Here is a 25,702-nt window from a genome sequence, read left to right as displayed (position 1 = left end):
TGGCGTTTGTTGGATATATTGCTGCTGTAATCGCAAAAAAGACAAACGACGCCCGCAAGGAAAGGAGAAAAGCATCTTTTCAACAAAAGATGTCTTATCACACTAAACTGTATAAAACGCTAGTAGACCATAAGAAAATGAGTCCGACAGAGTTTTCTTCTTTCAAAAAAAGACTTCAGCAGAAAAACACAAGAAGTACTATTAAAAATATAGTGTTAGTGCTGCTATCAGTAATTGTGACCTTGGTTTTGGTCTACAATTTTCTAGAGTATATAAAATAAATAAAAACAACTGCGTATGGGATTTGGAGGTTCGGTAGCGGCTATGCTCGCTAGCATTAAGGCTAATAACGCTCAATTAGCGAGACGAAAAGCTAATTATCGCGATTCTAAATCGTACGGGTCTGTTACTTACGGAAAATTAGAAGATCACACAAAAATGAGCCCAACAGAGTTTACTGCTTTCAAAGAAAAACTAGCAAAAGAAAAGCGTGCAGAATCTAGAAAAACAATGGTACTTATTGCGATTTCGGTTCCTGCTGCCATTGGTCTAATTTATCTTTTAGGTTATATAATTGCTGGACAGCTTTAATAACCTCAATTTCAAATTTCTACTGTTTGTTTTGTAAGAAGCTAGAAGAAGCAGTTTGTATGCTACATATAAGAAACTACAACTACCCCCTTCTCCACTGTGCAGTTGCCTCAAAGACATGTTCTAAAATCTTAGCATCGTCTTCAGTAAAATCTACACCGCGACGGGCCATGACAATTTTGGCAACCTCAAAGGCCTTGTTGGTTTTGTACGTAGTCATACCACCATTACCACCCCAACTAAAACTAGGAATAAAATTACGCGGGAAACCACTTCCAAAGATATTAGCACTTACGCCAACCACGGTACCCGTATTAAACATGGTATTGATACCACATTTGCTATGATCACCCATCATTAGGCCACAAAATTGAAGACCAGTTTTTGCAAACCCTTCGGTTTCGTAATCCCATAGGCGTACTTCTGCATAGTTATTTTTTAAGTTACTGTTGTTGGTATCTGCGCCTAGGTTACACCATTCTCCTATTACTGCATTACCCAAGAAACCATCGTGACCTTTATTAGAATACCCCATGATTACAGAGTTATTGAGTTCTCCTCCAACTTTACTATGCGGCCCAACTGTACAGCCGGTATAAATTTTTGCGTTCATTTTAATGGTAGCTCCTTCGCAAAGTGCAAAGGGACCTCTAATTACAGCACCTTCCATGATTTCGGAATTTTCACCAATATAAATAGGACCTTCGGTGGCATTAAGCGAACAGTAAGGTAATTTGGCTCCTTCTTCAATAAAGATATTTGATTCATTAAAGGCGACTGTTTTCTCAGGAATAGGCTGTGATGTTCTTCCATTGGTAATCAAAGCATAGTCGCGGGCAATAGCTTCGTGGTTTTTAGAAAACAGGTCCCATGTATGCTCAATCTGAAAGACATCTTCATTGCTGTATTCAGTAATGTTGTAGGCATCAAAATCTACTACTTGACCTTCTGTTGTAAAAAAAGCAATGGGTTCGTCTTTATAAAAAACAGCTTGGTTTTCGGAAAGCCCTTTTATGAGATTCACTAAATTTTCCGAAGGAATAAAAGAAGCATTAATAAATACATTCTGCTCTAGCTCGACCATAGGCCATTTTTCAGACAAATAATCTTCGGTTACCGTGGTAGTGGTAAAGCCTAAATGTCGCTCCCATTTTTCACGTAAGGTGAGAATTCCTACTCGAATATCTGCGACGGGGCGCGTAAAGGTAAAAGGAAGTAATTGGCTGCGAACACTGCCATCAAAAAGAATATAATTCATAGGTCAATACAATTAGAACAAATTGTTATGTAATCTTACATTTCAAAAAACACCATTTAGATCACGTAATAACCAAAGGTGATGGTTTCATTCAAAAATAACCAACAAAAAGAACATTTAATGCTTCCTGAATAAATTTTAGAATTTTTGGAGTGGTAAGAACAAACAAAAAGCCTTCGATTTCTCGAAGGCTTCACTATATATACTAAGAAAGTAAAAAACTATTCGGCGTCTTTAACTTCTTCTTTTTTTGTTTCTTCCTGTACAGCTTCTTCTTTCACCACTGGCTTCTTGAATTTAGCGTACTTGTTCTTAAACTTATCGATACGTCCTGCAGTATCAAGAAGCTTAGACTTCCCAGTATAGAAAGGGTGAGAAGTTCTAGAGATTTCCATTTTCACTAATGGGTACTCAACACCATCAACCTCTAACATTTCTTTAGTCTCTGCAGTAGACTTTGTTAAAAACACTTCGTCGTTAGACATGTCTTTAAATGCTACTACTCTATAATTCTCTGGATGTATGTCTTTTTTCATCGTCTTGTAATTTTACTTCTCCAATTTTGAGAGTGCAAATGTAAGGATATTTCCAAAGTTTGCAATATAAATATTTTAATTTTTTACTGAAATAGAAATATTTTAGCAAATGTAGCTATTTATACCCTTTCTGTAACATTTATGTACCTTTGAATACTAACCTAGAAACCAAAAACAACGATCACATGGAATATCAAAAAGCTTCAGTAAAAAAAGTAGCACTACCCTACGGTGCAATTCTAGGGTTACTAACGGTTATGCTTAGCGTAATTGTATACGTAATGGACCTTACCTATGAACAACCGTGGTGGCAAGGAGCCATTGGGTTCGGTATTATGATTCTTTGTATTATATACGGAATAAAATCTTTTAAAGCCGATAATTCTGGATTTTTAAGTCTAGGTGAAGCAATTAAAGTTGGCCTTGCTATTTCACTCATTGCCGCAATATTTGGCGTTATATTCAATCTTTTATTCATGACTGTTATAGAGCCAGACTTTATGACTAATATGCTAGCCGTTACCGAAGACAACATGCTTGAGCAAAACCCAAACATGACACAAGATCAAATTGATATGGCTATGGGTATATCTGAAACTATGATGAGTCCAGGAATTATTTCTGCTATTTCAATAATAATGACCCTTTTCTTTGGCTTTATTATCTCTCTTATCACAGGTTTAGTAATGAAAGTAAACAGACCCGCACATATTTAGTATTTTTGCTGAATGAACCTATCTATTGTCATTCCCCTTCTTAACGAAGAAGAATCACTTACAGAACTATACCATTGGATTGCAAATACCATGCAGTCCAATGGTTTTTTATATGAAATCATCTTTATAGACGACGGTAGTACAGACGGTTCGTGGAAATTAATCGACACCCTCTCTAAAGAACATCCTGAAGTAAAGGCTATACGTTTTTTAAAGAATTTCGGAAAGTCGCAAGCATTACACGCAGGTTTCGCCATGGCAACTGGAGATGTGGTAATTACCATGGACGCCGATTTACAAGACAATCCGGAAGAAATTCCAGAGCTTTACAACATGATTACCCAAGGTGATTATGACTTGGTCTCTGGCTGGAAGAAAAAACGTTTCGACTCTGTGGTAGCGAAAAATTTACCTTCCAAACTTTTTAATTTCGCTGCGCGGAAAACATCTGGGGTGCAACTAAACGATTTTAATTGTGGCCTTAAGGCATACCGTAACGATGTAGTGAAAACTATTGAAGTGACCGGAGACATGCATCGTTACATTCCCGTTTTGGCTAAGAATGCAGGCTTTAGCAAGATTGGTGAAAAAGTTGTACAACATCAAGCTAGGAAATACGGAACTACTAAGTTTGGTGCCGAACGCTTTGTAAGAGGATTCTTAGACCTTATTACAATTTGGTTTCTTTCTCGCTTCGGAAAGCGTCCCATGCACTTATTTGGCGCTTGGGGAGCTATAATGCTCTTTGTAGGTTTCTGCTTTGCATTGTATTTAGGAATTGACAAACTTTTTATAAATACAACAGGTCGACTTATTACCGAACGTCCCGAGTTTTATATTACCCTAACTGCAATGATTTTAGGAAGTCAGTTGTTTTTAGCAGGCTTTATTGGTGAACTTATTCTTAGAAATAAAAAAGATAGCACCAACTACATCATCAAGGAACAACTAAACACCAATGCATAAACGCAGTATACAGAACTTCTCATTTTGCAGTTATGCTTTCAAGATTGTGCAGAAGACCACAATCAATTTCCGTACTTTTGCACATCGCATAAACAGTATTAGATTATAAATAATGTACGTAGACCCCAAGATTTTAGAACGTGTTAACAAATGGCTTACCCCCTTTTTTGACACTACAACCCAAGAAACCATCAAAGAGCTTATCGCCTTCGACCCAGAAGGGCTAGAAGATAGTTTTTATAAGAGTTTAGAATTTGGAACAGGTGGTATGCGCGGTATTATGGGTGTTGGGGATAACAGAATTAACAAATACACCCTCGGCAAGAATACCCAGGGCATTTCAAACTACCTGCACAAGCAATTCCCTAACAAACAACCCAAAGTAGCTATTGCCTATGACTGCAGGCATAACAGCAAAGAATTGGCGCAAGTTGTTGCGCAGGTTTTTGCAGCAAATAATATTCAGGTCTATCTATTTTCAGACCTAAGGCCTACGCCAGAATTGTCGTTTGCCGTTAAACACCTTAACTGCCAATGCGGAATTGTTCTTACCGCCTCACACAACCCACCAGAGTACAACGGTTATAAAGTATATTGGGAAGATGGTGGGCAATTAGTGCCTCCTCAAGATGCAGAAATTATTGCGGAAATAAACAGCCTCCCTTACGAGGAGATTTTGTTTGAAGGCAACCAACAACTCATTAAAAGTATTGATACCGTAGTAGATGAGGCATTTGCAAAGGCTTCAGCACAAAACGGAAGTTTTAATACGATCGCTTCAGCTAAGGAAAATTTAAAAATTGTGTTCACTTCCCTCCATGGCACTTCAATTACTATGATTCCGAAAGTGCTTGAAATGGCCGGATACACACAAGTTTCTATTGTAGAAGAACAAGCCATGCCAGATGGCGACTTTCCTACGGTAGCATCGCCTAACCCAGAAGAGCCAGAAGCATTAGCTATGGCACTAGCATTGGCAGAAAAACAAGGTGCAGACATTGTTATTGGCACCGATCCTGATTGCGACAGATTAGGCATTGCCGTAAGGAATGACACTGGAAAAATGACCATTCTCAACGGCAATCAAGCCATGGTTTTAATGACGCACTTTCTCTTAACCAAATGGAAAAGCAACGAAAAACTCAACCAAAATCAATTTGTTGCGTCTACTATAGTGTCTACACCTATGGTAAAGACAATTGCAGACGATTTCAACATTGGTTATAAAGAAGGGCTTACCGGATTTAAATGGATTGCCAAGATGGTAAAAGACTTTCCAGAGCTAGAATTTGTTGGTGGCGGCGAAGAAAGTTTCGGCTATATGGTAGGCGATTTTGTTAGAGATAAAGACGCTGTTACAGCAACGTTACTCGCCTGCGAAATGGCCGCACAACAAAAAGAAAAGGGAGGTACATTATATACATATCTTTCAGATTTGTTTGCAACCTACGGAACCTATAAAGAGGCGCTCATTTCCGTAGTAAAAAAAGGAAAGAAAGGAGCAGAAGAGATTGCAACCATGATGAAACAATTACGTGAAAATCCGTTTACCGAAATTGCAGGAAGTGCAGTGGTGAAGATAGAAGATTATGCCAGTAGTACAGTAAAAAACATACAAAACAACACAACTAACACATTAGATATTCCCACCTCTAACGTACTCATATACTATACCGAAGATGGCAGTAAAATTGCAGCAAGACCCAGTGGCACAGAGCCTAAAATTAAGTTTTACATGAGCGTTTATGCTGCTCCAGAAACAGAAAACGCAGACTCAGTCCTGCAACAAAAAATAGAAAAAATACAACAGCATTTGGCTGTCTCATAAATGAACTACTTTAAAAAAATAATGCGCTATGCACTGCCGTACAAAACGTATGCGTGGCTCAACATAATATCTAACGTCTTTTATGCACTCTTCGGAACCCTTGCCATGGTCTCGCTGTTTCCGATGCTTAGTGTGTTATTTGATAAAACCAAACAGCTACAGGTTGAACCAGAATGGACAGGTATTGCGAACGCAAAAGACTATGCTGAAAATTACCTCAATTACTTTGTAACCGAAAAAGCCAGCAACGGCCCTGAAGAAGCACTTTTGTTTATGGTTATATTAGTTATTGCCATGTTTCTTCTTAAGAATTTGTTTGGGTATTTGGCAATGTTCTTTATAACCTTTCTGCGAAATGGCGTTTTAAAAGACCTGCGCAACGATCTGTATAAAAAAACAGTAGACTTACCCGTTTCGTTTTATTCTGAAAAGCGTAAAGGCGATACTATTGCTAGAATTACTACCGATGTTCATGAAATTCAACACTCGTTTCTTTCACTATTAGAACTTATTGTACGCGAACCGCTCACCATTCTTTTTGCCATTATCGCAATGCTACTAATTAGCGTGAAGCTAACCATCTTCGTATTCATCTTCATACCAATTTCTGGCCTTATTATTTCATGGATTGGGAAAAGCCTGAAAGCACAGTCTGAACGTGTACAGCGCGAACAAGGGTTTTTCTTGTCTATATTAGATGAAACCTTGGGCGGACTTAAAATTATAAAAGGGTTTAATGCTGAAAATATTTTTTACAATCGTTTTAAAGACTCTACAACCCGATTGTTTAAATTCTCGAATACCTTGTTAAATAGACAAAACCTTGCATCGCCAACGAGCGAATTTTTAGGTATTGTAACCATAGCTGTATTATTATGGTATGGTGGGCACATGGTACTTGTTGAAGGAACGTTACCCGCAGAAATGTTTATTGTTTACATGGCATTGGCATATCAAATATTAACACCCGCAAAAGCAATTAGTAAAGCTAGCTATAGCGTAAAGAAAGGAAATGCGGCTGCAGAACGTGTCTTGGAAATATTAGAAACCGAAAGCGCTATTAAAGACAAACCTAACGCCCAAATAAAAGAAGGTTTTGAAAGTGAGCTGTCGCTTACCAATATCTCGTTTAAGTATGAAGATGATTATGTGCTTAAGAACTTCACCTTACATGTTCCCAAAGGCCATACCGTTGCACTAGTAGGACAGAGCGGAAGCGGAAAAAGTACCATAGCCAATTTAATTACACGTTTCTACGATGTAAATGAAGGAACTATTAACATAGATGGGCAGAATATAAAAGACATCACGCAAAAGTCATTAAGAGATTTATTAGGATTAGTAACTCAAGACTCTATACTCTTTAATGACACCGTAATAGGAAACTTACTAGTAGCAAAACCCGAAGCAACCGATACAGAAATTATTGAAGCTCTAAAAATTGCAAATGCATGGGAGTTTGTAGCAACCCTACCCAAAGGCATCGATACCAACGTAGGTGATAGCGGTAATAAATTGAGTGGCGGGCAAAAACAGCGAATTAGCATTGCACGTGCCGTATTAAAGAATCCGCCAATCATGATTTTAGACGAAGCTACCTCAGCTTTAGATACAGAAAGTGAACGTTTGGTACAAGATGCACTAGAAAAAATGATGCAACATCGTACTTCGGTGGTTATTGCACACAGGCTATCTACCATACAGAATGCAGATACCATTGTGGTATTGAGCAAAGGAGAAATTGTAGAGCAGGGCAAGCATCAGGATTTATTGGCACAAAAGGGAGTGTATTTTAGTCTTGTAGAGATGCAATCTTTTGCGTAAAATAACCAAAACGAATTCATCTAAAATTTCAGCAAAATTAAAGCACAAAAAAAGAGCGGTTGGGGCTCCGCTCTCTTTTTAACTTTTGAATGCCATATTTGGGGCACATAGCATTCAATTACATAAGTATTATTTTCTTGATGTAAAGATACACGCAAATTTGAATTATCCAAATAAAATTTGCATTTAATCGTATATATAATGCATTTAATCGATTTTATTTCGATTTTATAATTTCAATTCCTACAAACCTACTTTTTAATTTTTTGGCATAAAAAAAAACGGGTCAGCCCCCGCTAAGACCCGTCTTTATTGCGTTCGTATTACAGTTGGGGCTAATAATAGCGAACTATACATAAGAAGTATGACGTAAATGTAGGCTTTTTTTCCTACAAAACAAAAAAATCATGTATTTTATCGATAATTCATGCTTTTTATCGATTTAACGATGTTTTATGCTTTTCCTATTAAACCTTATTTGAGTTTATAAGTCATATCTTTAAACAAAACAAACCTGTGGTTCAAGAACAAGAACTTGTTACCTTATTGCAGAATAATACCGAACGTGATCGCGCGTTCAGATTATTGATATCCCAATATAAGGAACGCTTGTATTGGCATATTAGGAAGATGGTTATAAATCATGACGATGCAGATGATGTACTTCAGAATACATTTATAAAGGTTTTTAAGAACATCGATACGTTTAAAGGAGACAGCAAATTGTACACATGGTTGTACAGAATCGCAACTAACGAGGCTATTACCTTTATGAAGAAACGGGCAAAACTAAAGAACACAACCGTAGAAGAAGTTCAGGAGCACGCCATTAGTAATTTAGAAAGTGACGTATATTTTGAAGGAAAAGCAATACAGTTACAATTGCAAAAGGCGATTGCAACCTTGCCACACAAGCAACAACTGGTTTTTAATATGAAGTATTTTGAAGACCACACCTACGAAGCATTGTCTGAAATATTAGATACCTCGGTGGGCGGATTAAAAAGCACCTACCATATTGCAGTAAAAAAAGTTACTGCCTATCTAACTGAAAATGAAACTATACTACACTAAATGTGTCTAACTATAAAATGAAACAAGAAAAAAAATATACGACAGGCTTTACAACACCAGATCACTATTTTGACGATTTGGAAGAACGTATTCTTAATTCAGTTTTAGAAGATACGCTTCCAAAAGAGGCCGGTTTTAAAGTTCCTGAGAACTATTTCAATCGAGTTGAAGAGAAATTGGTTGCGCAAATTCCCGCTATTTCTGAAGAAACAGATGCTAAGGTAATTCCGTTGTATAAGTCTCGTATTTTTATTGTTTCTGCTTCTGTAGCCGCCTGTGTTGCATTCATAGTGAGTATCATAAACTTTTCTTCGGAAACATCGATAACATTAAACGATGTAAATACAGAAACCATAGCTTCGTATATAGACGAAGGAAATTTAGATTTTTCGGAACAAGAAATTGCGCTGTTATTGCAAGATGAAGATGTAAGTGCGTTAGCCGTGCCTTCCGAAGATATTTCAACAGAAAACCTTACAGATTATCTATTAAACAATATCGATGATCCCTCATTATACCTAGAATAACGATATGAAAAATATACTTTTTTTACTCCTCTTCGTGGCGACAACAACAATGATTGCGCAACCTGATCGTCATGAAAAAATAAAGGCTTATAAAGTCGCACATATTACCGAGCAGCTTGAGTTAACTTCTGAAGAAGCAACCGCCTTTTGGCCTATTTACAATGCTTCTGAAGAAAAAATGCGAGCCTTGCGTAAAACAGAACGTAAAGAAATTATGGAAAAGATTAGAAGTGATTTCGAAACTCTTTCTGATGCAGAAGCGAACGCACTAATCGACAAGAGTATTAAGCTAAAACAACAAGAATTACAGGTTTATAGCGACTTAGTTGCTAACTTAAAAGGAAAGTTACCCCCAAAAAAGATAATTTTATTACGAAAAGCCGAAGAAGACTTTAAGCGAAAGCTCTTAGACCGCTTTAAAAACAGACGCAATAAGGATTAAATCTATTTAAAAACAAGTTTAGAAATTTTATTTCTGCCACTTGCAAACGCCACTGTGTCGTTAACAAACTCGATAGCATAAAAACCTTCTGTAGATAAATCATTCCAGCTCACTCCTTGATCTGCACTGTACGAAATCCCAGGGGAACCCACAGCAACAAGGCCATGCCCGTTAGTACCTGGCACAAAACGCACAGACGACCTATATCCAGGGCCTTCACCGTTGCTTAGTAGTTTCCATGTTTTACCGCCATCTCTTGTAATCGCTTTATTGCCTTCATTAAAAGCTTGGTCATCCCAGTTTCCCCCAAAAATAACACCTGTTTTTTCATCAAAGAAATCTACACTATAAATTCCTGTCATTGCTTTCCCTTGAATAATAGGTGTTTCATAAACGTTCCAATTTTCTCCTTTGTCGGCCGAATGAAATATACGAGCTCGTTTTCCACCAGACACAGTCCAAACATGATCATTATACAAGGCAATATTTGAATTACTTGCTGCAAACGCAGCCTCTCCTTTTTCTGTCTTTGGCAACTTATCACAAGGGATTTTTTTCCATGTTTCTCCGCTGTCTCGAGTAAGAATTATCGATAAGCAGCCTCCAACTGGGTCTCCCATTGCTATACCCTCTTGGTTGTTCCAGAATGCCATTGCATCGTAAAATACAGTTTCCCCATGTTCTACATAAACCTCTTCAATTTTAGTTGCTTCTCGATTTTCGACACCAATTTTATACAAAACAGCGGGATTTGCAATACTCAAAACAAATACGGCTTTGTCTATTTTAGCTATAGAGCGAAACGCCAAAATTGAATCCTCATAATGTATGGTCGCCAGCTTAGGCGTCTTTGCGTCTATAAGTCCAACCCTCCCATTATTAGCTGCAAACCACACAGCATTTTCATCTACTGGCGTGATGGCTCGTATGCTTAAACTATCTGTAAAAAAGCGTTCAATTTGTACCTCTGTAAAAGTATTTGATGTTTCCGAAGAACAAGAAAAAAGGAATGGCAACGCCAATAGAACTATGAAAAATCGCATTGTAAATTGTTTTCTCAAAAGTAATCAAAATGAAGGGATTGTAGTACCTTTGCCCCCAATTTACACACCATGAAATTACATAGAAACCTAGTCTTTGCCACCATAGATTCCCTAAACGATATCTTCAATGAAAATAAGCAGGCAGACAAGGTCTTACGAAATACATTAAAACGCGATAAACGATGGGGGTCTCGAGACCGTAGTTTTATTGCTGAAACTACCTACGACATTGTACGTTGGAAACGTTTGTATGCTGAAATTGCTGAAGTGAAGATGCCTTACAGCAGACCTAATCTTTTTCGTTTGTTCACCGTTTGGGCAACCTTGCAAGGAATAAAAATACCCGATTGGCCACAATTTGAAGAAACACCAACACGCCGAATTAAAGGGCGTTTTGATGAAGCAATTAAAACACGTGCCCTGCGAGAATCTATTCCAGACTGGCTAGATAAGCTAGGTGAAAAAGAACTAGGTAAGCTTTGGGATAAAGAAATTGCCGCGCTTAATCAGCAAGCCTCAGTTGTACTGAGAGCTAATCCGTTAAAAGCCACTGTAAAAGAACTACAGAATGCCTTATTCGATCTTGATATAGAAACGAGCACACTTAATGGATATCCGTATGCGCTTCAGCTAAAAGAGCGTGCTAACGTATTTACCTCAGATGCTTTTCAAAAAGGTTGGTTTGAAGTGCAAGATGCCTCTTCGCAACGTGTTGCCGCGGTGCTAGACCCAAAACCAGGAATGCGTATTGTAGATGCTTGTGCTGGTGCTGGTGGTAAATCGTTACATATTGCATCGTTAATGGAAAACAAAGGGCAGGTAGTATCTATGGACATCTACCAAAACAAATTAAACGAACTAAAGCGTAGAGCCCGTAGAAATGGTATTCATAATATAGAAACACGACTTATAGAATCTACCAAGGCCATAAAGAAAATGGTTGGCAAGGCAGATAAGGTGTTGATAGATGCACCTTGTTCAGGTTTGGGCGTTCTTAAACGAAATCCCGATACAAAGTGGAAAATCCAGCCAGAATTTATACAAAACATTCAGGATACACAACGAGAGTTATTAGACTCATACTCAAGGATGGTTAAAGAAGGTGGGCAGCTTGTCTATGCTACCTGTTCTGTGTTACCTTCAGAAAACGGCGAACAAGTAAAAGGTTTTTTAGCTCGTGAAGCTGGCGCCGATTTCAGTTTAGTCTCAGAAGAAAACATCTACGCTCACAAATCTGGATTTGACGGATTTTACATCGCCCTACTTCAGAAAAAATAACATAAAAAAAGAGCGGACTTTCTAGTCCGCTCTTTACATAAACATTCATAATATCGTTACTTAACGATAATTCGTGCTGTTTTCGCAGAGGTAGTAGAAATTCCACCCATTTTAATTAAGTATACACCGCTTGCAACATTAGACATGTCAAGCTTCATTTTGTATTGATTCCCTTCTTTGTTCACTTTCTTATTGAAACCTACTACTTGTCCAAGAACATTGTAGACTCCTAAGTAGACACTACCATCGAAAGAAGTGTTTAGTGTTACTTCAAATTGGTTATTTTCTAGTGTTGTAACAATTAAGTCTGAATTAGAAATTGCAAAATCATTTACACCTAGTGGTCCAATATTAATTGTATAGTCTTCTGTCTCTCCTTGCTGTGTATCGTCACATGGATTTGGAACAGAGCCTCCTCTTCTACTTTTTACACGCATAATGTGTTGTCCTGGAGCTGCACTTGCTGGTACAACAAGCGACACAGTTTCTGTATAAGATCCTGCTCCCTGCCCTGGCGCCATAACAAAATTAGCCACAACTGTTTCGGCAGCTGTAAAGTTAAAATCATCGTTGTAATCGATCCAAACTTTTACGTTTTGATCTCCGAAACCAGTGGTGAACGTAATATCGTTTGTAGAACCCGCAGCAAGATTTCCTACTTGTGCTGTAAAATCTGCATACCCTTCACAACCTGACGCATTGTTTATTTCAGCGACAGAAACGAGTTGAAATCCGTCACCTTGTGAACAGTCTAACGATGGCATACATAGTACATTTTCAATAGTAACGCTTGCTGTATCGTTTGACGAGTCTAAATCTCCTACTAGCGAAGTTGACACTTCAATATCGTATGTTCCTAGCGCTGTAAAGTCTCCTTCTACATCAAAGGTAAATGGTGCCTCTTCTTCAGAGTCTAAGGTGGCTGTAAATGTTTGAACTACTGGAGTACCACCATTAATAGTGTACTGCACATCAAAATTAGATTGTGCATCGGCTCCGAAGTTTTTAAGAACTACAGAAATTGGCGCCATTCCAATACCAGGGCCACTCACTGGAGCTGTGATATCTAGCGTTCCAACATCGTCAGAAAATAAGTGCTTTACTGTTTTTGTAAACGAGTCGTTATTAGCAAACTCATCGCCTACCAAACCAGTGCTTACTTCAATTTCATATTCTTGTCCGAAAGTAGACAAGTCTAACGTTTGTGCAAACGTATAGGTAGCTGTTCCATTTGAAGGAATGTTTCCAACAAAAGTTTCAATAGCTTCTAAATTTCCATCGAGTCTTAATTCAAGTGGAATACTCGTTTGAGTTGCAGTACCAAAGTTTCTAATTGTAACTTGAACACTTTCTGTAGCAGTCAAAATTCCACTTTCAGGGCTAGTAATATCTACTGTTCCAACATCTGATACTAACTGACTAGACAATGAAAATGAAGCTACCTGTGTTCTCCAAAAGTTGTTAGATGCAAAATAGTCTGAGGTAAACCAGAATGTTAAGTTATCTGGATCCATTGTCATATGAGAATAATCTCCATACCTATGAAAGTTATTTCTAACACCTGGACCATCAATAATTACGGTTTCAGCAACTGTCATTTGTCCTAGCGGATCTCCATCAAATCGCCCCGTGTAACGCAATGATGGCGCTAACGTAGTACTTCCAGTTGTATATGCCAACGCAATGTTACCGTTCTGGTCCATGGCGCTACTACTCATTACACGACTGTGCCCATCTGCGATTGAAAAGGTTCCTTCCTGAAAAATATCCCAATCATTAATCGCGTCATTTCGTAATTCTATCCATCTAATTCCACCTGTTTCGGCAGCATCGATAAAGGTGTTAAATGTGATTAACCACGAATTGTGACCAGAAAAAGGTCTATAATTTGCTGAATATGAAATAATCCCCCCGTGAGCTGCCAAACGCTGGCTAGTTCCTGGTTGTCTTAAAGCTCCATTTCCATTGCCAAATAGCTCTCCAGCATCAAAATCGTCTGTAGCAATTTCAAGCGGAGAAGAAATGGTAGAATTGGCAGTATTCCCCCAATCCATATCTATTTCCCACACTTTTAAATGGTCAAAACTTACGCCTCCCCATGCATCATCTTGTAAGTATACAATATAACCCGGCAAAGTATTATCTATTGTTGTTCCTAATAAGTTGGCAGCTACCGGACTCTTTACTTGGTTTGGGTTTACAACCACATCTGGTAAGCTGAAAATTAAGATTTGCGGACTAGCACCACCAGCAAGCATTACGTCTCGCTCCATTACAAAACCTCTTGTGGTAAATCCACCAAGGTTTACAGTTCCGTAGTATCCATCATGCCAAACAGAATATTTTGGATAATCTGGTAAACTACTGAATGCGTATTGGTACACATTATAAGTTCCTCCTGGATCACTAGATGTTGAAACACCAATTGCCAGAGAGTCACCTCCATTAATACTACCAAATTCGCTCACCACCCAGCGGTCTGCCAGTTGATCGTACATAATAATTGGATCTCCACTATTTGAAGGAATCCCCAAAAAGCTAGAAAGACTTACAGGACCAACCTGTAGATTTCCTGACTTGTCGAAAATCTTAACGATTGAATTTACCGCATGTAGGTAATGATTAGGCCCAACCGCTCCAGAAGGATCTGGCGGAGCAAACCCAGACTCGTTATTAGACGCTCCAATAAAGTTTTGCTCTAATGGCAATACATTTATTCTACCGTTTTCGGTTTGAACGTTTTGAATGTTGGTTGTTGTCGTGTTTTCCTCTGTAGGAGTTATTGATGCATTCGGAATCATTATCGGATTCTCAAGATCAACAATCATAGGTGTTGGTAATTCTGCAAAATCTCTTAAAGGCATGGTTTCGCCTATAAAGGTTCCTACAATAATTTCCTCTGGAGGGTATGTTTGTTGTTGTGCAAATGTGGTTGCCACTGCAAACGCACAAAGAAGTGTAATAAAGAAATTCTTTCTCATAGTATTAAATTTATTTAGGTGCCACAAGATAACACTTAAATACCAAAGTAAACTCTACTAGACTTATAGGTAATTCTATAAATACCAATAAAAAAGGTCTTGACATATAGTGTCAAGACCTTTTTATCTATTGTAAATTGATCGAAAATTATCTCACAATTACTCTTTTTGATGCTTGAAATTCTCCATTAGACAACTTCACAAAATACACACCTACAGGAGAGGCGCTCATGGTAACATGCTTTACGTACACATTTCCATTTTGTTCCATCATACCTGCATATACTTTCTGCCCTATGGTATTGTATATTTCATAAGAAACATCACCATATTCATCGTTAGTGCTAAACGTGATGTCGTATTCCTTCTGTCCAGAACGTATAATACTAAAGTCTCCGCTGTTAAAGGCAGCATCTCCTACCGCAAGTAATGTATTGTCTATTTCAGCAGTAAAGCCATCGTTCGGGTTGTTTACATCAGATCCTAAAGCTGTGCGTGCTTCAATAAGATATGTTGTTCCTGGCGATGATAAATCTAACGACTGGTCGAATACATAATTCACAGATTCTTGTGGTTGAATTGTACCTGTAAAAGTTTCGGTAGCTACAAGCGTACCATCTAGGTATAACTCTACTGGAAAATTAGATTGTGGCTGTGTACCAAAATTATAAATTCTCGCTTCCACTGTTTCTGCAGTACCTAAATCGCCATCTTGTGGTGATACAAAATTGAAAAATCCTACATCGTTAGTTAGGAACGGTGAAATTCTAAAAGCTGAAATTCTAGTTCTCCAGAAATTATTGCCAGATAAATACTCTCCAGTGTTCCAAAAAGTTACTCCATCTGGGTCCATACTTAAGTGCGTATAATCACCAAATCGGTTTGTGTTTGTTTGAATTCCATTACCATCAACCATAACACTTTCTGGGTATGTCATTTCTCCTAATGGATCACCATCTAACCTACCGGTATATCTAATACCAACTCTTGTGTTTTCACTTCCTATATTATACGCCAATCCGATGTTACCGTCTTGATCCATTGCAGCACTTCCCATAAATCTACCCTCGCCATCTGCAGGAGCATATGTACCTTCCTGAAAAATTGTCCAAGGAGTAATGTCCGTATTTCTCAATTCTATCCAGCGCACACCAGGTGTGATACTTCCAACATCTGTATTAAATGTAATTAACCAAGAATTGTATGTTGGAAATGCTCTATAATTAGCGGCATAACTAATAACACCACTTATGGCATCAATTCTATTGTTAGTACCTGGCTGTCTTATATCTCCTGTACCAAATTGCCTTAGAAAAGAGTCGAAAGGTGCTGTTGGTATAACAAGCGGGGCAGAAATTGTAGACAAAGCAGGAACTGCAAAGTTTACATCAATTTCCCAAATTTTCAAATGATCGTTGGTTACACCACCCCATTGGTCGTCTTGCAAATACACAATATATGCTGGAGAATTAGGATCAAAATCGTTTCCAATTAAATTAGCAGGTTCTGGGCTAAATACAGCGGCTGGATTATTAATCACTCCTGGCAAGTCAAAACCAATAATGGTTGGATTTGCACCACCAGCCAACATGGTTGCTCTATCTAATACATAGGTAGTATTTCCAACAAATTTATTAGCAGTCATATAATAGCCATCATGCCAAACAGCATAGTGAGGATAATCTGGGAATGCATTCAACGGAAACGAATAAATATTATACGATCCAGTTGGGTCTGGCGAATCAGAAACTCCAATAATTAAAGCATCGTTAGATGTTTGAAACTGACTTACAAAAAATCGGTCTGCTAGGTGATCATACATTACTATAGGATCTCCATTGTTATTACCATTTCCTAAAAAAGTACCCAAAAATGTAGGACCAGCTAATAACCCTCCTGTTTTATCAAATATTTTTACCACTAAGTTTACGGCGTGTACATAATGATTCGGACCTACAGCACCTGATGGATCTGGAGGTATTGCTTGACCTTCTGCAACAGAGGCACCGTCGAAATTTTGAAGCACATTTAAACGTTCTCGCGTACCTTCTACAGACTGGCGAACTGGATCTCCATTTTGTGGTAATGCATTCGCATTAACAGGCTCATTACCTCTTTTTATGTAATGTTTTATTTCGGTCGCATCGTCATTGTCAAAATCTTCCATTTCATTTATGGTAGGCATATCTCGTAACGGGATACTTTTACCAAGAAATGTTCCCTGCGAAACAACACTTGCCGTGGCACTTTCTTGCGCTATCCCATAAGCACAGGAAATAACGGTAAGGATTGTAAATAAGTAAATCTTTTTCATTATCAATTTTTAATGGTTTATACTAACGCAATGAGTCGGTAAAAAATAAAAAACTTTCAATACCCATCACTTCAGGCGCAAGATACAACAACACAAGGAATCTTCATACTAAAAAAATCTTAAGAACTTACGTCTTTTGAAATTGAAATAGTCTAAAATAGATTGAAAATTATTACCTTTGCCACTTGAAAAATATGTCTGAGTATCGTTTACTCTAACTTTAAAATCTAAGCGAATGATTCATTTCTTCGGAAACGTTAACAGCAAGATTTTTGCCGTACAAACCCAAGGGAAAATTTCTTCAGAAAATAGTAAAAAATTGGTATGGCTCTTCGGAAACCAACCTAGCATAGAACAGTCCGCAATAGCGGATTTTTTTATTGGGCCAAGGGCGGCGATGATTACGCCATGGAGTACCAATGCCGTAGAAATCACCCAAAACATGGGTGTTGACGGAATTATTAGAATTGAAGAATTTGTAAATGTTTCTGAAAACTTTACAGACTTCGATCCTATGCTTTCTCAGAAATATTCTTCCTTACATCAGGAAATTTTCACCATTGCCATAGAACCCGAACCCGTACTAGAGATAGATGATATAGATGCGTACAACAAAGCCGAAGGACTTGCCCTCAACCAAGAAGAGGTAGTTTATCTTGAAGATCTTTCTAATCGCTTAGGGAGAAAACTAACCGACAGCGAAGTTTTTGGTTTCAGTCAGGCCAATAGTGAACACTGTAGACATAAAATTTTTAACGGCACCTTTGTGATAGATGGTGAAGAGATGCCCTCTTCTCTTTTTAAACTAATTAAAAAAACTTCGCAAGAAAATCCCAATGGAATTGTCTCGGCGTATAAAGATAATGTAGCTTTTGTAAAAGGCCCTGTAGCAACGCAGTTTGCCCCAAAAGCAGCAGACGTACCTGAGTTTTACGAAACTAAAGATTTTGAAAGTGTAATTTCATTAAAAGCTGAAACACACAATTTCCCTACAACGGTAGAGCCCTTTAATGGTGCTGCCACCGGAAGTGGAGGAGAAATTAGAGATCGTTTGGCTGGAGGAAAAGGCTCGCTCCCGCTAGCAGGAACAGCCGTTTATATGACCTCATACTCACGTTTAGAAGCAAATAGACCTTGGGAACAAGCTATGGAAGCTAGAGATTGGTTGTACCAAACTCCACTAGACATTCTAATTAAAGCCAGTAACGGGGCTTCAGATTTTGGAAATAAATTTGGCCAGCCACTTATCGCGGGTTCTGTACTTACTTTTGAACACCAAGAACATGCTCGTAAATTAGGGTTCGACAAAGTAATTATGCTTGCAGGTGGTATTGGCTACGGAAAAGCAGACCAAGCACTAAAAGACACCCCAAACAAAGGTGACAAAGTGGTTATCTTAGGTGGTGAGAACTATCGTATTGGTATGGGTGGCGCAGCAGTATCTAGTGCAGATACAGGCGAGTTCTCAAGCGGTATAGAATTAAATGCCATTCAACGATCTAATCCAGAAATGCAAAAAAGAGCAGCCAATGCCGTTAGAGGCATGGTAGAAAGTGATCAAAACCTCATTGTTTCAATTCATGACCACGGTGCTGGAGGCCACCTTAACTGCCTTAGTGAATTAGTAGAAGATACTGGTGGTAAAATAGATTTAGATAAATTACCTGTGGGAGACCCTACGCTCTCTGCAAAAGAAATTATTGGTAACGAGTCTCAAGAACGTATGGGATTAGTAATTGCCAAAGAAAATCTAGATACTTTAAGTAGAATTTCAGCTCGTGAACGCTCACCAATGTATGAAGTTGGTGAAGTTACAAACGATCATACCTTTGTATTTGAAAGCGCTACCACGGGAGAAAAACCAATGGACTTTAAGCTCTCTGATATGTTTGGAAGTTCTCCAAAAACTATCATGAGCGACCAGAGTATCTCAAGAACTTATACCAACCCTCAATACACAAATAACAATTTAAAACAATACATAGAGAATGTCTTACAACTGGAAGCGGTTGCGAGCAAAGATTGGCTTACCAATAAAGTAGACAGATGTGTAACCGGACGCGTTGCCAAGCAACAATGTACAGGTCCTTTGCAACTCCCGCTTAATAATTGCGGAGTGATGGCGCTAGATTACAACGGTAAAAATGGAGTGGCTACAAGTATTGGACATTCGCCAATTTCTGGATTAATAGATCCAGTAGCGGGTTCTAGAAATTCTATCACCGAGGCACTTACCAATATTATTTGGGCTCCTCTTGAAGATGGTTTAAAAAGTATCTCTCTTTCGGCTAACTGGATGTGGCCTTGTAATAACGAAGGAGAAGACGCTCGCCTTTACAAAGCAGTAGAAGCGATTAGCGAGTTTTCTATAGACTTAGGTATTAATGTACCTACTGGAAAAGATTCGCTCTCTATGAAGCAGAAATACAAAAATGAGGAGGTAATCTCTCCTGGAACAGTGATTATTTCGGCTGCTGGACATTGTAATGAAATTTCTAAGGTGGTAGAGCCTGTGCTTCAAAAAGAAGGAGGAAGCTTATACTATATTAACATCTCTCAAGACACATTTAAGTTAGGTGGGTCTTCGTTTGCTCAGACTATGAATGCTGTAGGTAGTGAAGCGCCCACTGTAAAGAGTGCCGCCTATGTAAAAAACGTTTTTTCCTCCATTCAGAAATTAATTACAGACAATAAAATTTTAGCAGGACACGATGTTGCCTCGGGAGGGTTAATCACTACCCTACTTGAAATGTGCTTTGCCGATGTTAACCTAGGAGCAACTTTAGACCTTTCTGGACTTTCTGAAGATGCACTGCTGAAAGTTTTGTTTGCTGAAAATTGCGCTATTGTAATTCAAGCATCAGAAGATACTTCGGTAGAAAAAATTCTTACCGATAACAACGTTAATTTTGAAAAAATTGGGACTGCAACCGAAGGTGACGCTTTTCAGCTAAGGCATCATACCGAAGAAATTACACTTTCAGTTTCGGAAATGAGAGATACTTGGTATAAAACTTCGTATTTGTTAGACCAGAAACAAAGTGGTTCTGAAAAGGCTAAAGAGCGTTTCAACAACTATAAACAACAACCCCTTCAATTTAAATTTCCGCAGAACTTCACAGGAAAAAATCCGAAGCACCCAGAACCAAGCAACGGAAAACCAAGAATAAAAGCCGCTATTATTCGCGAAAAAGGAAGTAACAGTGAGCGAGAAATGGCAAATGCAATGTACCTGGCTGGGTTTGATGTGAAAGATGTACACATGACCGATTTAATTACTGGGCGTGAAACATTAGAAGACATTCAATTTATTGCGGCAGTAGGAGGATTCTCTAATAGTGATGTTTTAGGAAGTGCAAAAGGTTGGGCTGGAGCATTTTTATACAACGAAAAAGCCAATAAGGCGCTTAAAGACTTTTTTAACAGAGAAGACACGCTCTCTTTAGGAGTATGCAACGGCTGCCAACTCTTTATTGAGTTAGGTTTATTAACACCAAACGACGTAGAAAAACCTAAAATGCTTCATAACGAAACCGGCAAATTTGAGTGTAATTTTACTTCGGTAACTATTCAGGAAAACAATTCGGTTATGCTTTCTAGTTTAGCTGGTAGCACACTTGGTATTTGGGCAGCACATGGAGAAGGAAAATTCAGCTTTCCGAAGGAAGAAAGCCACTACAACATCGTAGGGAAATACGGATATGACGCTTTTCCGAGTAACCCAAATGGAAGCGACTATAACACAGCGATGATGACCGATGCTACAGGAAGACACTTGGTAATGATGCCACACTTAGAGCGATCTACCTTTCCCTGGAATTGGGGTCATTACCCTGCAGACAGAACCGATGAAGTAACCCCATGGATTCAAGGTTTCTTAAATGCAAGAATTTGGTTAGAAAATCGTTTATAAAAAAGAGCTGCATGTAAGGTATTTGCCTATATGCAGACCAATAAAACTTATACATTCCCTATTATGAAATACACCTTACTTCTTTTTGGATTTTTGCTAGCTACCTCTGTAGTTGCGCAAGAAGTTCAGGAAAAATACCAACACGCAAAAATCAGTTATACCAATAATCCAGACGGTCTTGCACAATTAGAGGCCTTAGGTATATCTGTAGAACACGGAACTCATAAAAAGGGTCATTTTGTTATTTCAGATTTCTCAGAATCTCAAGTGGCAATAGCTCGTTCGGCTGGTTTTACTGTAGAAATTCTAGTAGACGACGCTAAAGAGTACTTTTTAGAGCAAAATAGAAATCCAATGCCGGTGCGTAATCCTAGTTGCGATCAGGCGAGTGATGACTATGAGACTCCGTCTAATTTCCATCTAGGAAGTATGGGTGGTTATTTAACCTATCAAGAGCTTCTTAATGAGCTTGATGAGATGAAGGCACAATACCCAAATCTTATTACTGCTAAAGCTCCTATTAGCAACTTTATGACTGAAGGGCAACCAGATAATTCTGTTACACCGTCTATAGGTGGAAATGCTATTCAATGGGTTAAAATTAGTGACAATCCTGACATGACTACTGAAGGAGAACCGCAGATTTTATATTCTGCGATTCACCATGCGCGTGAACCAGCCTCTTTATCGCAACTCGTGTTTTATATGTGGTATTTACTAGAAAACTATGATAGCAACCCAGAGGTAAAGGATATTGTAGATAATACAGAGCTTTACTTTGTACCTGTTGTGAACCCTGATGGTTATTTATACAATGAAAAAACAGACCCTAATGGTGGTGGGTTTTGGAGAAAGAACAGAAAAAATGGTCATGGTGTAGACAACAATAGAAACTACGATTATTATATTGGTGGAAATCCGGCAAACGGCGTATGGGGAGGTGAAGGGACTTCTGGAAATACAAGTAGTGACATTTATAGAGGAACAGCACCGTTTTCTGAAATTGAAAATCAGGCCATGAAATGGTTTGTTGAAAATCACAACTTTGTTATGGCGTTTAACAACCATACTTCAGGAGATTTATTGCTATACCCTTACGGATATGCAGAAAATGTATTTACACCAGAAAACTCATTATTTGAAGCTGTTGGAGATGAGTTGGTTTCGAGAAATGGATTTACAAACCAAATCTCTTCAGACTTATATGCCGCAGCAGGTACTAGTGACGATTTCATGTATGGCACAATAGGAACTCATGATAAGATTTATTCTTTTACGCCAGAAATTGGACCATCATTTTGGCCAGTTTCTAGCCAAATTATACCGATTTCTAAAGGTATGATGTATTTAAATCTTACCTCAGCCAAAATGGTAAACAATTTTGCCACTGTTAATGCTACAGGAAATTTATTTGTGGGTGATGAAGCAAACCAAACTGCCAAATTTGATATCAGACGATTGGGTATTGCTGGCTCTGGTACGTTTACCGTAAGTTTAAATCCGATATCCACTAACTTCGCTTTTGTAGGTGGAGGTTCAACTTTTACTTCCATGGATGTTTTAGAAACGCAAAGCGGTAGTATTAACTACACCGTAGCATCTGGCACTCAAGCTGGTGATGACATTGTGTATGAGTTAGTTATTAATAATGGTAGTTACGATAGTAAAACGTTAGTAACCAAAAAATTTGGAGCGCTTACACCAATTTTTGAGGACGCTGGAGACAGTGTTTCAGACAATTTTACCAATAATGGTTGGGGTGTAACCGGCAGTACGTTTGTATCGCCGTCGAGTTCGATTACAGAATCACCTAACGGAGACTACCAAAACAATGCCAACGAAACTATAACACTTACAAACGAAATTGACTTAACTGAAGCTACTGGCGCAAACCTTAGTTTTTATGCCAAGTGGGAAATTGAAGACAATTGGGACTATACGCAAGTTGAAGTAAGCATTAATAATGGTGCATCTTGGGAGCCACAATGTGGAAAATACACCAATGCAGGTAGCACAAACAACTCGCAGCCTACAGGAGAACCTCTTTATGATGGAGTTCAAAGTGATTGGGTGTTGGAAGAAATTGACTTGTCTGATTATTTAGGTGAATCTATTTTAGTTCGTTTTCAGTTTTCTTCAGATGGAGCAGAACGAGGAGATGGATTTTATTTCGACGACTTAGCGGTAAATGTGGTTGAAGACACTGTACTAAGTGTGAATGACTTTTTGGACAATCAGTTTGTGTTGTATCCAAACCCAGTACAAAACATCTTGAATATTGAGACGCCAATAGCCAACTACGGCGTAGAAATCTTTAACATTCAGGGGCAGAAAATTTTCTCAAGTGAGAAGAATGCAAACAACAGCCAGATAGACTATAGTTCATTTGCAGCTGGAATGTATGTAATGCGTCTTACTTCAGAAAGCAGCGTTCAAACCTTCAGGATTGTAAAGCAGTAAGTCACAATTATCCAACAACTTAAAAGGAACCTATTCTTGGGTTCCTTTTTTTATGCGCAAAACTGAATATTTTTCCCTATTTTGCATGGCTACAAGCACTGTACTTATGACCGATCCTAAAAGACTTTTCGACTTCCCGTATTACCAACTCGCTCAATTCCCGCAAGAAGCGGCTTTAGTGAGTAAAGTAAATGGCGAGTGGGTTAAAACCTCTACTCAAGAATATATAGACAAGGCAAATGCGATAAGCCGAGGCCTGATACATTTAGGTGTAAAGCCTAATGACAAGGTTGCCATAATTTCTATGACCAACCGAACCGAATGGAATATTTGCGACATAGGAATTCTTCAAACTGGAGCACAAGATGTACCCATCTACCCTACCATTAGCGAAGAAGACTATGAGTATGTATTAAATCATTCTGAATCTACATATTGCTTTGTTTCCTGTAATGAAGTCTTAGAAAAAATAAATAAAATTAAAGGCAACGTACCGACGCTAAAAGGCATTTATTCTTTTGACACACTCGCTAATTGCGACAATTGGATGAATGTTATTGCTTTAGGCGATGAGCATAAAGACCTACAAGAAGAACTTGATAAGCGGAAAGAAGTAATAAATGAAGATGATCTTGCAACGCTTATTTACACTTCTGGAACTACGGGTAAACCAAAAGGTGTAATGCTAAGTCATAAAAATATTGCTAGCAACGCAAAGCATAGTGAAGGACGATTACCTATAGAATTGGGAAAAAGCAAAGCATTAAGCTTTTTACCGGTATGCCACATCTACGAGCGAATGCTTTTATACATGTACCAATATTGTGGTGTTAGTATACATTTTGCTGAAAGTTTAGAAACCATTAGTGACAATCTGAAAGAAGTACATCCAGAAGTAATGACGGCCGTACCCCGTTTACTTGAAAAAGTATACGACAAGATTATTGCCAAAGGACAAGATCTTACCGGGGTTAAGAAGAACTTATTTTTCTGGGCAGTAGAATTAGGACTAAAATGGGAACCTTATGGTCAAAACGGATGGTGGTATGAAACAAAACTAAAACTTGCTAGAAAATTAATCTTTAGTAAATGGCAAGAAGCCTTAGGTGGTAATCTAAAAGCTATTGCGTCTGGTAGCGCAGCCTTACAACCTAGACTTGCGCGTGTGTTTAATGCCGCAGGTTGCCCAGTAATGGAAGGATACGGTCTTACAGAAACATCACCTGTAGTATCTGTAAACGACATGCGTAATAACGGATTTAAAATTGGTACTGTAGGTAAACCTCTTCCCGATACCGAAATTAAAATTGCAGAAGATGGAGAGATTCTTATAAAAGGACCACAAGTGATGCAAGGTTACTATAAAGATCAGGAACAAACAGATGAAGTACTTAAAAACGGGTACTTTCATACTGGAGATATTGGCGAAATAGACAGTGAAGGATTCTTAAAAATTACCGATCGTAAAAAATCTATGTTTAAAACTAGCGGCGGAAAGTATGTAGCACCGCAGCTTATTGAAAACGCCATGAAGCAATCTGGATTTATTGAGCAGATTTTAGTTGTTGGAGAGGGTGAGAAAATGCCCGCTGCACTTATTCAACCTAACTGGGAATTCATCTCAGACTGGAGCGATAAAAAAGGAAAAAATATATCAAAAGACCCAAAAGAAGCTGTGCAAGATGAAGTGCTTATTGCACGAATCCAGAAAGAAGTAGACAGACACAATGAGCGCTTTGGAAAATGGGAAAAGATTAAAACGTTTGCGCTTACACCAGACACATGGAGCATAGAAGGTGGACAACTTACACCAACCATGAAAGCAAAACGAAAGGTTATTAAAGAAATGTACAAAGACCTCTATGAAGGTCTCTACGGAAGGTAACTAATACCAACTAAATATTAAAGGAGTTCTAAACGAGCTCCTTTTTTTTGTTCATTTACTATGCAT

17 protein-coding genes are annotated in these 25,702 nt (G+C 38.4%); 12 read left to right on the top strand and 5 right to left on the bottom strand.

Annotated elements, in window-relative coordinates; translation table 11 throughout:
* Nucleotides 1–297: 297 nt before the first annotated feature.
* Nucleotides 298–591, top strand: coding sequence for a hypothetical protein (locus G5B37_RS14705; protein ID WP_164680768.1), 294 nt, complete (start codon nt 298–300; stop codon nt 589–591).
* 82 nt (nt 592–673) lie between these two features.
* Here the strand turns inward: G5B37_RS14705 and G5B37_RS14700 are convergent, their stop codons facing one another.
* On the bottom strand, nt 674–1,849 hold the full coding sequence (locus G5B37_RS14700) for a GlmU family protein (protein ID WP_164680767.1): 1,176 nt from the start codon (nt 1,847–1,849) through the stop codon (nt 674–676).
* Between the two features lie 221 nt (nt 1,850–2,070).
* Nucleotides 2,071–2,385, bottom strand: a complete 315-nt coding sequence (locus tag G5B37_RS14695; protein WP_164680766.1) for a type B 50S ribosomal protein L31 — start codon at nt 2,383–2,385, stop codon at nt 2,071–2,073.
* Nucleotides 2,386–2,570: 185 nt separating this feature from the next.
* On the opposite strand from G5B37_RS14695, the gene G5B37_RS14690 reads away from it, so the two are divergent.
* The 7 genes from G5B37_RS14690 to G5B37_RS14660 all read left to right on the top strand — a co-directional run bounded on the left by G5B37_RS14690 (nt 2,571) and on the right by G5B37_RS14660 (nt 9,762).
* The gene (locus tag G5B37_RS14690; protein WP_164680765.1) at nt 2,571–3,101 is read left to right on the top strand and encodes a DUF4199 domain-containing protein; all 531 of its coding nucleotides are present in this window, start codon (nt 2,571–2,573) and stop codon (nt 3,099–3,101) included.
* A 12-nt stretch (nt 3,102–3,113) separates the two neighbouring features.
* A complete protein-coding gene (locus G5B37_RS14685; RefSeq protein WP_164680764.1) occupies nt 3,114–4,067 on the top strand; it encodes a glycosyltransferase family 2 protein in 954 nt (317 codons plus the stop codon).
* A gap of 112 nt (nt 4,068–4,179) precedes the next feature.
* Nucleotides 4,180–5,895 (top strand): phospho-sugar mutase, encoded by a 1,716-nt coding sequence (locus tag G5B37_RS14680; protein WP_164680763.1) that lies wholly within the window; start codon nt 4,180–4,182, stop codon nt 5,893–5,895.
* Entirely contained in the window at nt 5,896–7,719 is a 1,824-nt protein-coding gene (locus G5B37_RS14675) for an ABC transporter ATP-binding protein (protein WP_164680762.1), read from the top strand.
* A 516-nt stretch (nt 7,720–8,235) separates the two neighbouring features.
* Nucleotides 8,236–8,793, top strand: coding sequence for an RNA polymerase sigma factor (locus G5B37_RS14670; protein WP_164680761.1), 558 nt, complete (start codon nt 8,236–8,238; stop codon nt 8,791–8,793).
* Nucleotides 8,794–8,810: 17 nt separating this feature from the next.
* The gene (locus tag G5B37_RS14665; protein ID WP_164680760.1) at nt 8,811–9,320 is read left to right on the top strand and encodes a hypothetical protein; all 510 of its coding nucleotides are present in this window, start codon (nt 8,811–8,813) and stop codon (nt 9,318–9,320) included.
* Nucleotides 9,321–9,324: 4 nt separating this feature from the next.
* Nucleotides 9,325–9,762 (top strand): hypothetical protein, encoded by a 438-nt coding sequence (locus G5B37_RS14660; protein ID WP_164680759.1) that lies wholly within the window; start codon nt 9,325–9,327, stop codon nt 9,760–9,762.
* A gap of 2 nt (nt 9,763–9,764) precedes the next feature.
* Here the strand turns inward: G5B37_RS14660 and G5B37_RS14655 are convergent, their stop codons facing one another.
* Nucleotides 9,765–10,805, bottom strand: coding sequence for a WD40/YVTN/BNR-like repeat-containing protein (locus G5B37_RS14655; protein ID WP_164680758.1), 1,041 nt, complete (start codon nt 10,803–10,805; stop codon nt 9,765–9,767).
* Nucleotides 10,806–10,874: 69 nt separating this feature from the next.
* Between G5B37_RS14655 and G5B37_RS14650 the strand changes: the two genes are divergently transcribed.
* On the top strand, nt 10,875–12,083 hold the full coding sequence (locus tag G5B37_RS14650; protein ID WP_164680757.1) for an RsmB/NOP family class I SAM-dependent RNA methyltransferase: 1,209 nt from the start codon (nt 10,875–10,877) through the stop codon (nt 12,081–12,083).
* Nucleotides 12,084–12,139: 56 nt separating this feature from the next.
* Here the strand turns inward: G5B37_RS14650 and G5B37_RS14645 are convergent, their stop codons facing one another.
* Both G5B37_RS14645 and G5B37_RS14640 read right to left on the bottom strand, forming a co-directional pair.
* Nucleotides 12,140–15,064: a GEVED domain-containing protein gene (locus tag G5B37_RS14645; RefSeq protein WP_164680756.1), complete on the bottom strand. Its 2,925-nt coding sequence runs from the start codon at nt 15,062–15,064 to the stop codon at nt 12,140–12,142.
* A 148-nt stretch (nt 15,065–15,212) separates the two neighbouring features.
* Nucleotides 15,213–17,378 (bottom strand): T9SS type A sorting domain-containing protein, encoded by a 2,166-nt coding sequence (locus G5B37_RS14640; RefSeq protein WP_164680755.1) that lies wholly within the window; start codon nt 17,376–17,378, stop codon nt 15,213–15,215.
* A gap of 235 nt (nt 17,379–17,613) precedes the next feature.
* Between G5B37_RS14640 and purL the strand changes: the two genes are divergently transcribed.
* The 3 genes from purL to G5B37_RS14625 all read left to right on the top strand — a co-directional run bounded on the left by purL (nt 17,614) and on the right by G5B37_RS14625 (nt 25,636).
* Nucleotides 17,614–21,291, top strand: a complete 3,678-nt coding sequence (purL, locus tag G5B37_RS14635) for a phosphoribosylformylglycinamidine synthase (RefSeq protein WP_164680754.1) — start codon at nt 17,614–17,616, stop codon at nt 21,289–21,291.
* Between the two features lie 63 nt (nt 21,292–21,354).
* Complete coding sequence (locus G5B37_RS14630) at nt 21,355–23,751, top strand: M14 family zinc carboxypeptidase (protein ID WP_164680753.1); 2,397 nt, start codon at nt 21,355–21,357, stop codon at nt 23,749–23,751.
* Nucleotides 23,752–23,857: 106 nt separating this feature from the next.
* Nucleotides 23,858–25,636, top strand: coding sequence for an AMP-dependent synthetase/ligase (locus G5B37_RS14625; RefSeq protein ID WP_164680968.1), 1,779 nt, complete (start codon nt 23,858–23,860; stop codon nt 25,634–25,636).
* Nucleotides 25,637–25,702: the final 66 nt, after the last annotated feature.

It is taken from the genome of Rasiella rasia (genome assembly GCF_011044175.1).
Classification (GTDB): Bacteria; Bacteroidota; Bacteroidia; order Flavobacteriales; family Flavobacteriaceae; genus Marinirhabdus; species Marinirhabdus rasia.
Note: the sequence above shows the minus strand (reverse complement) of the source record. Positions and strands in the feature narration are given on the sequence as shown.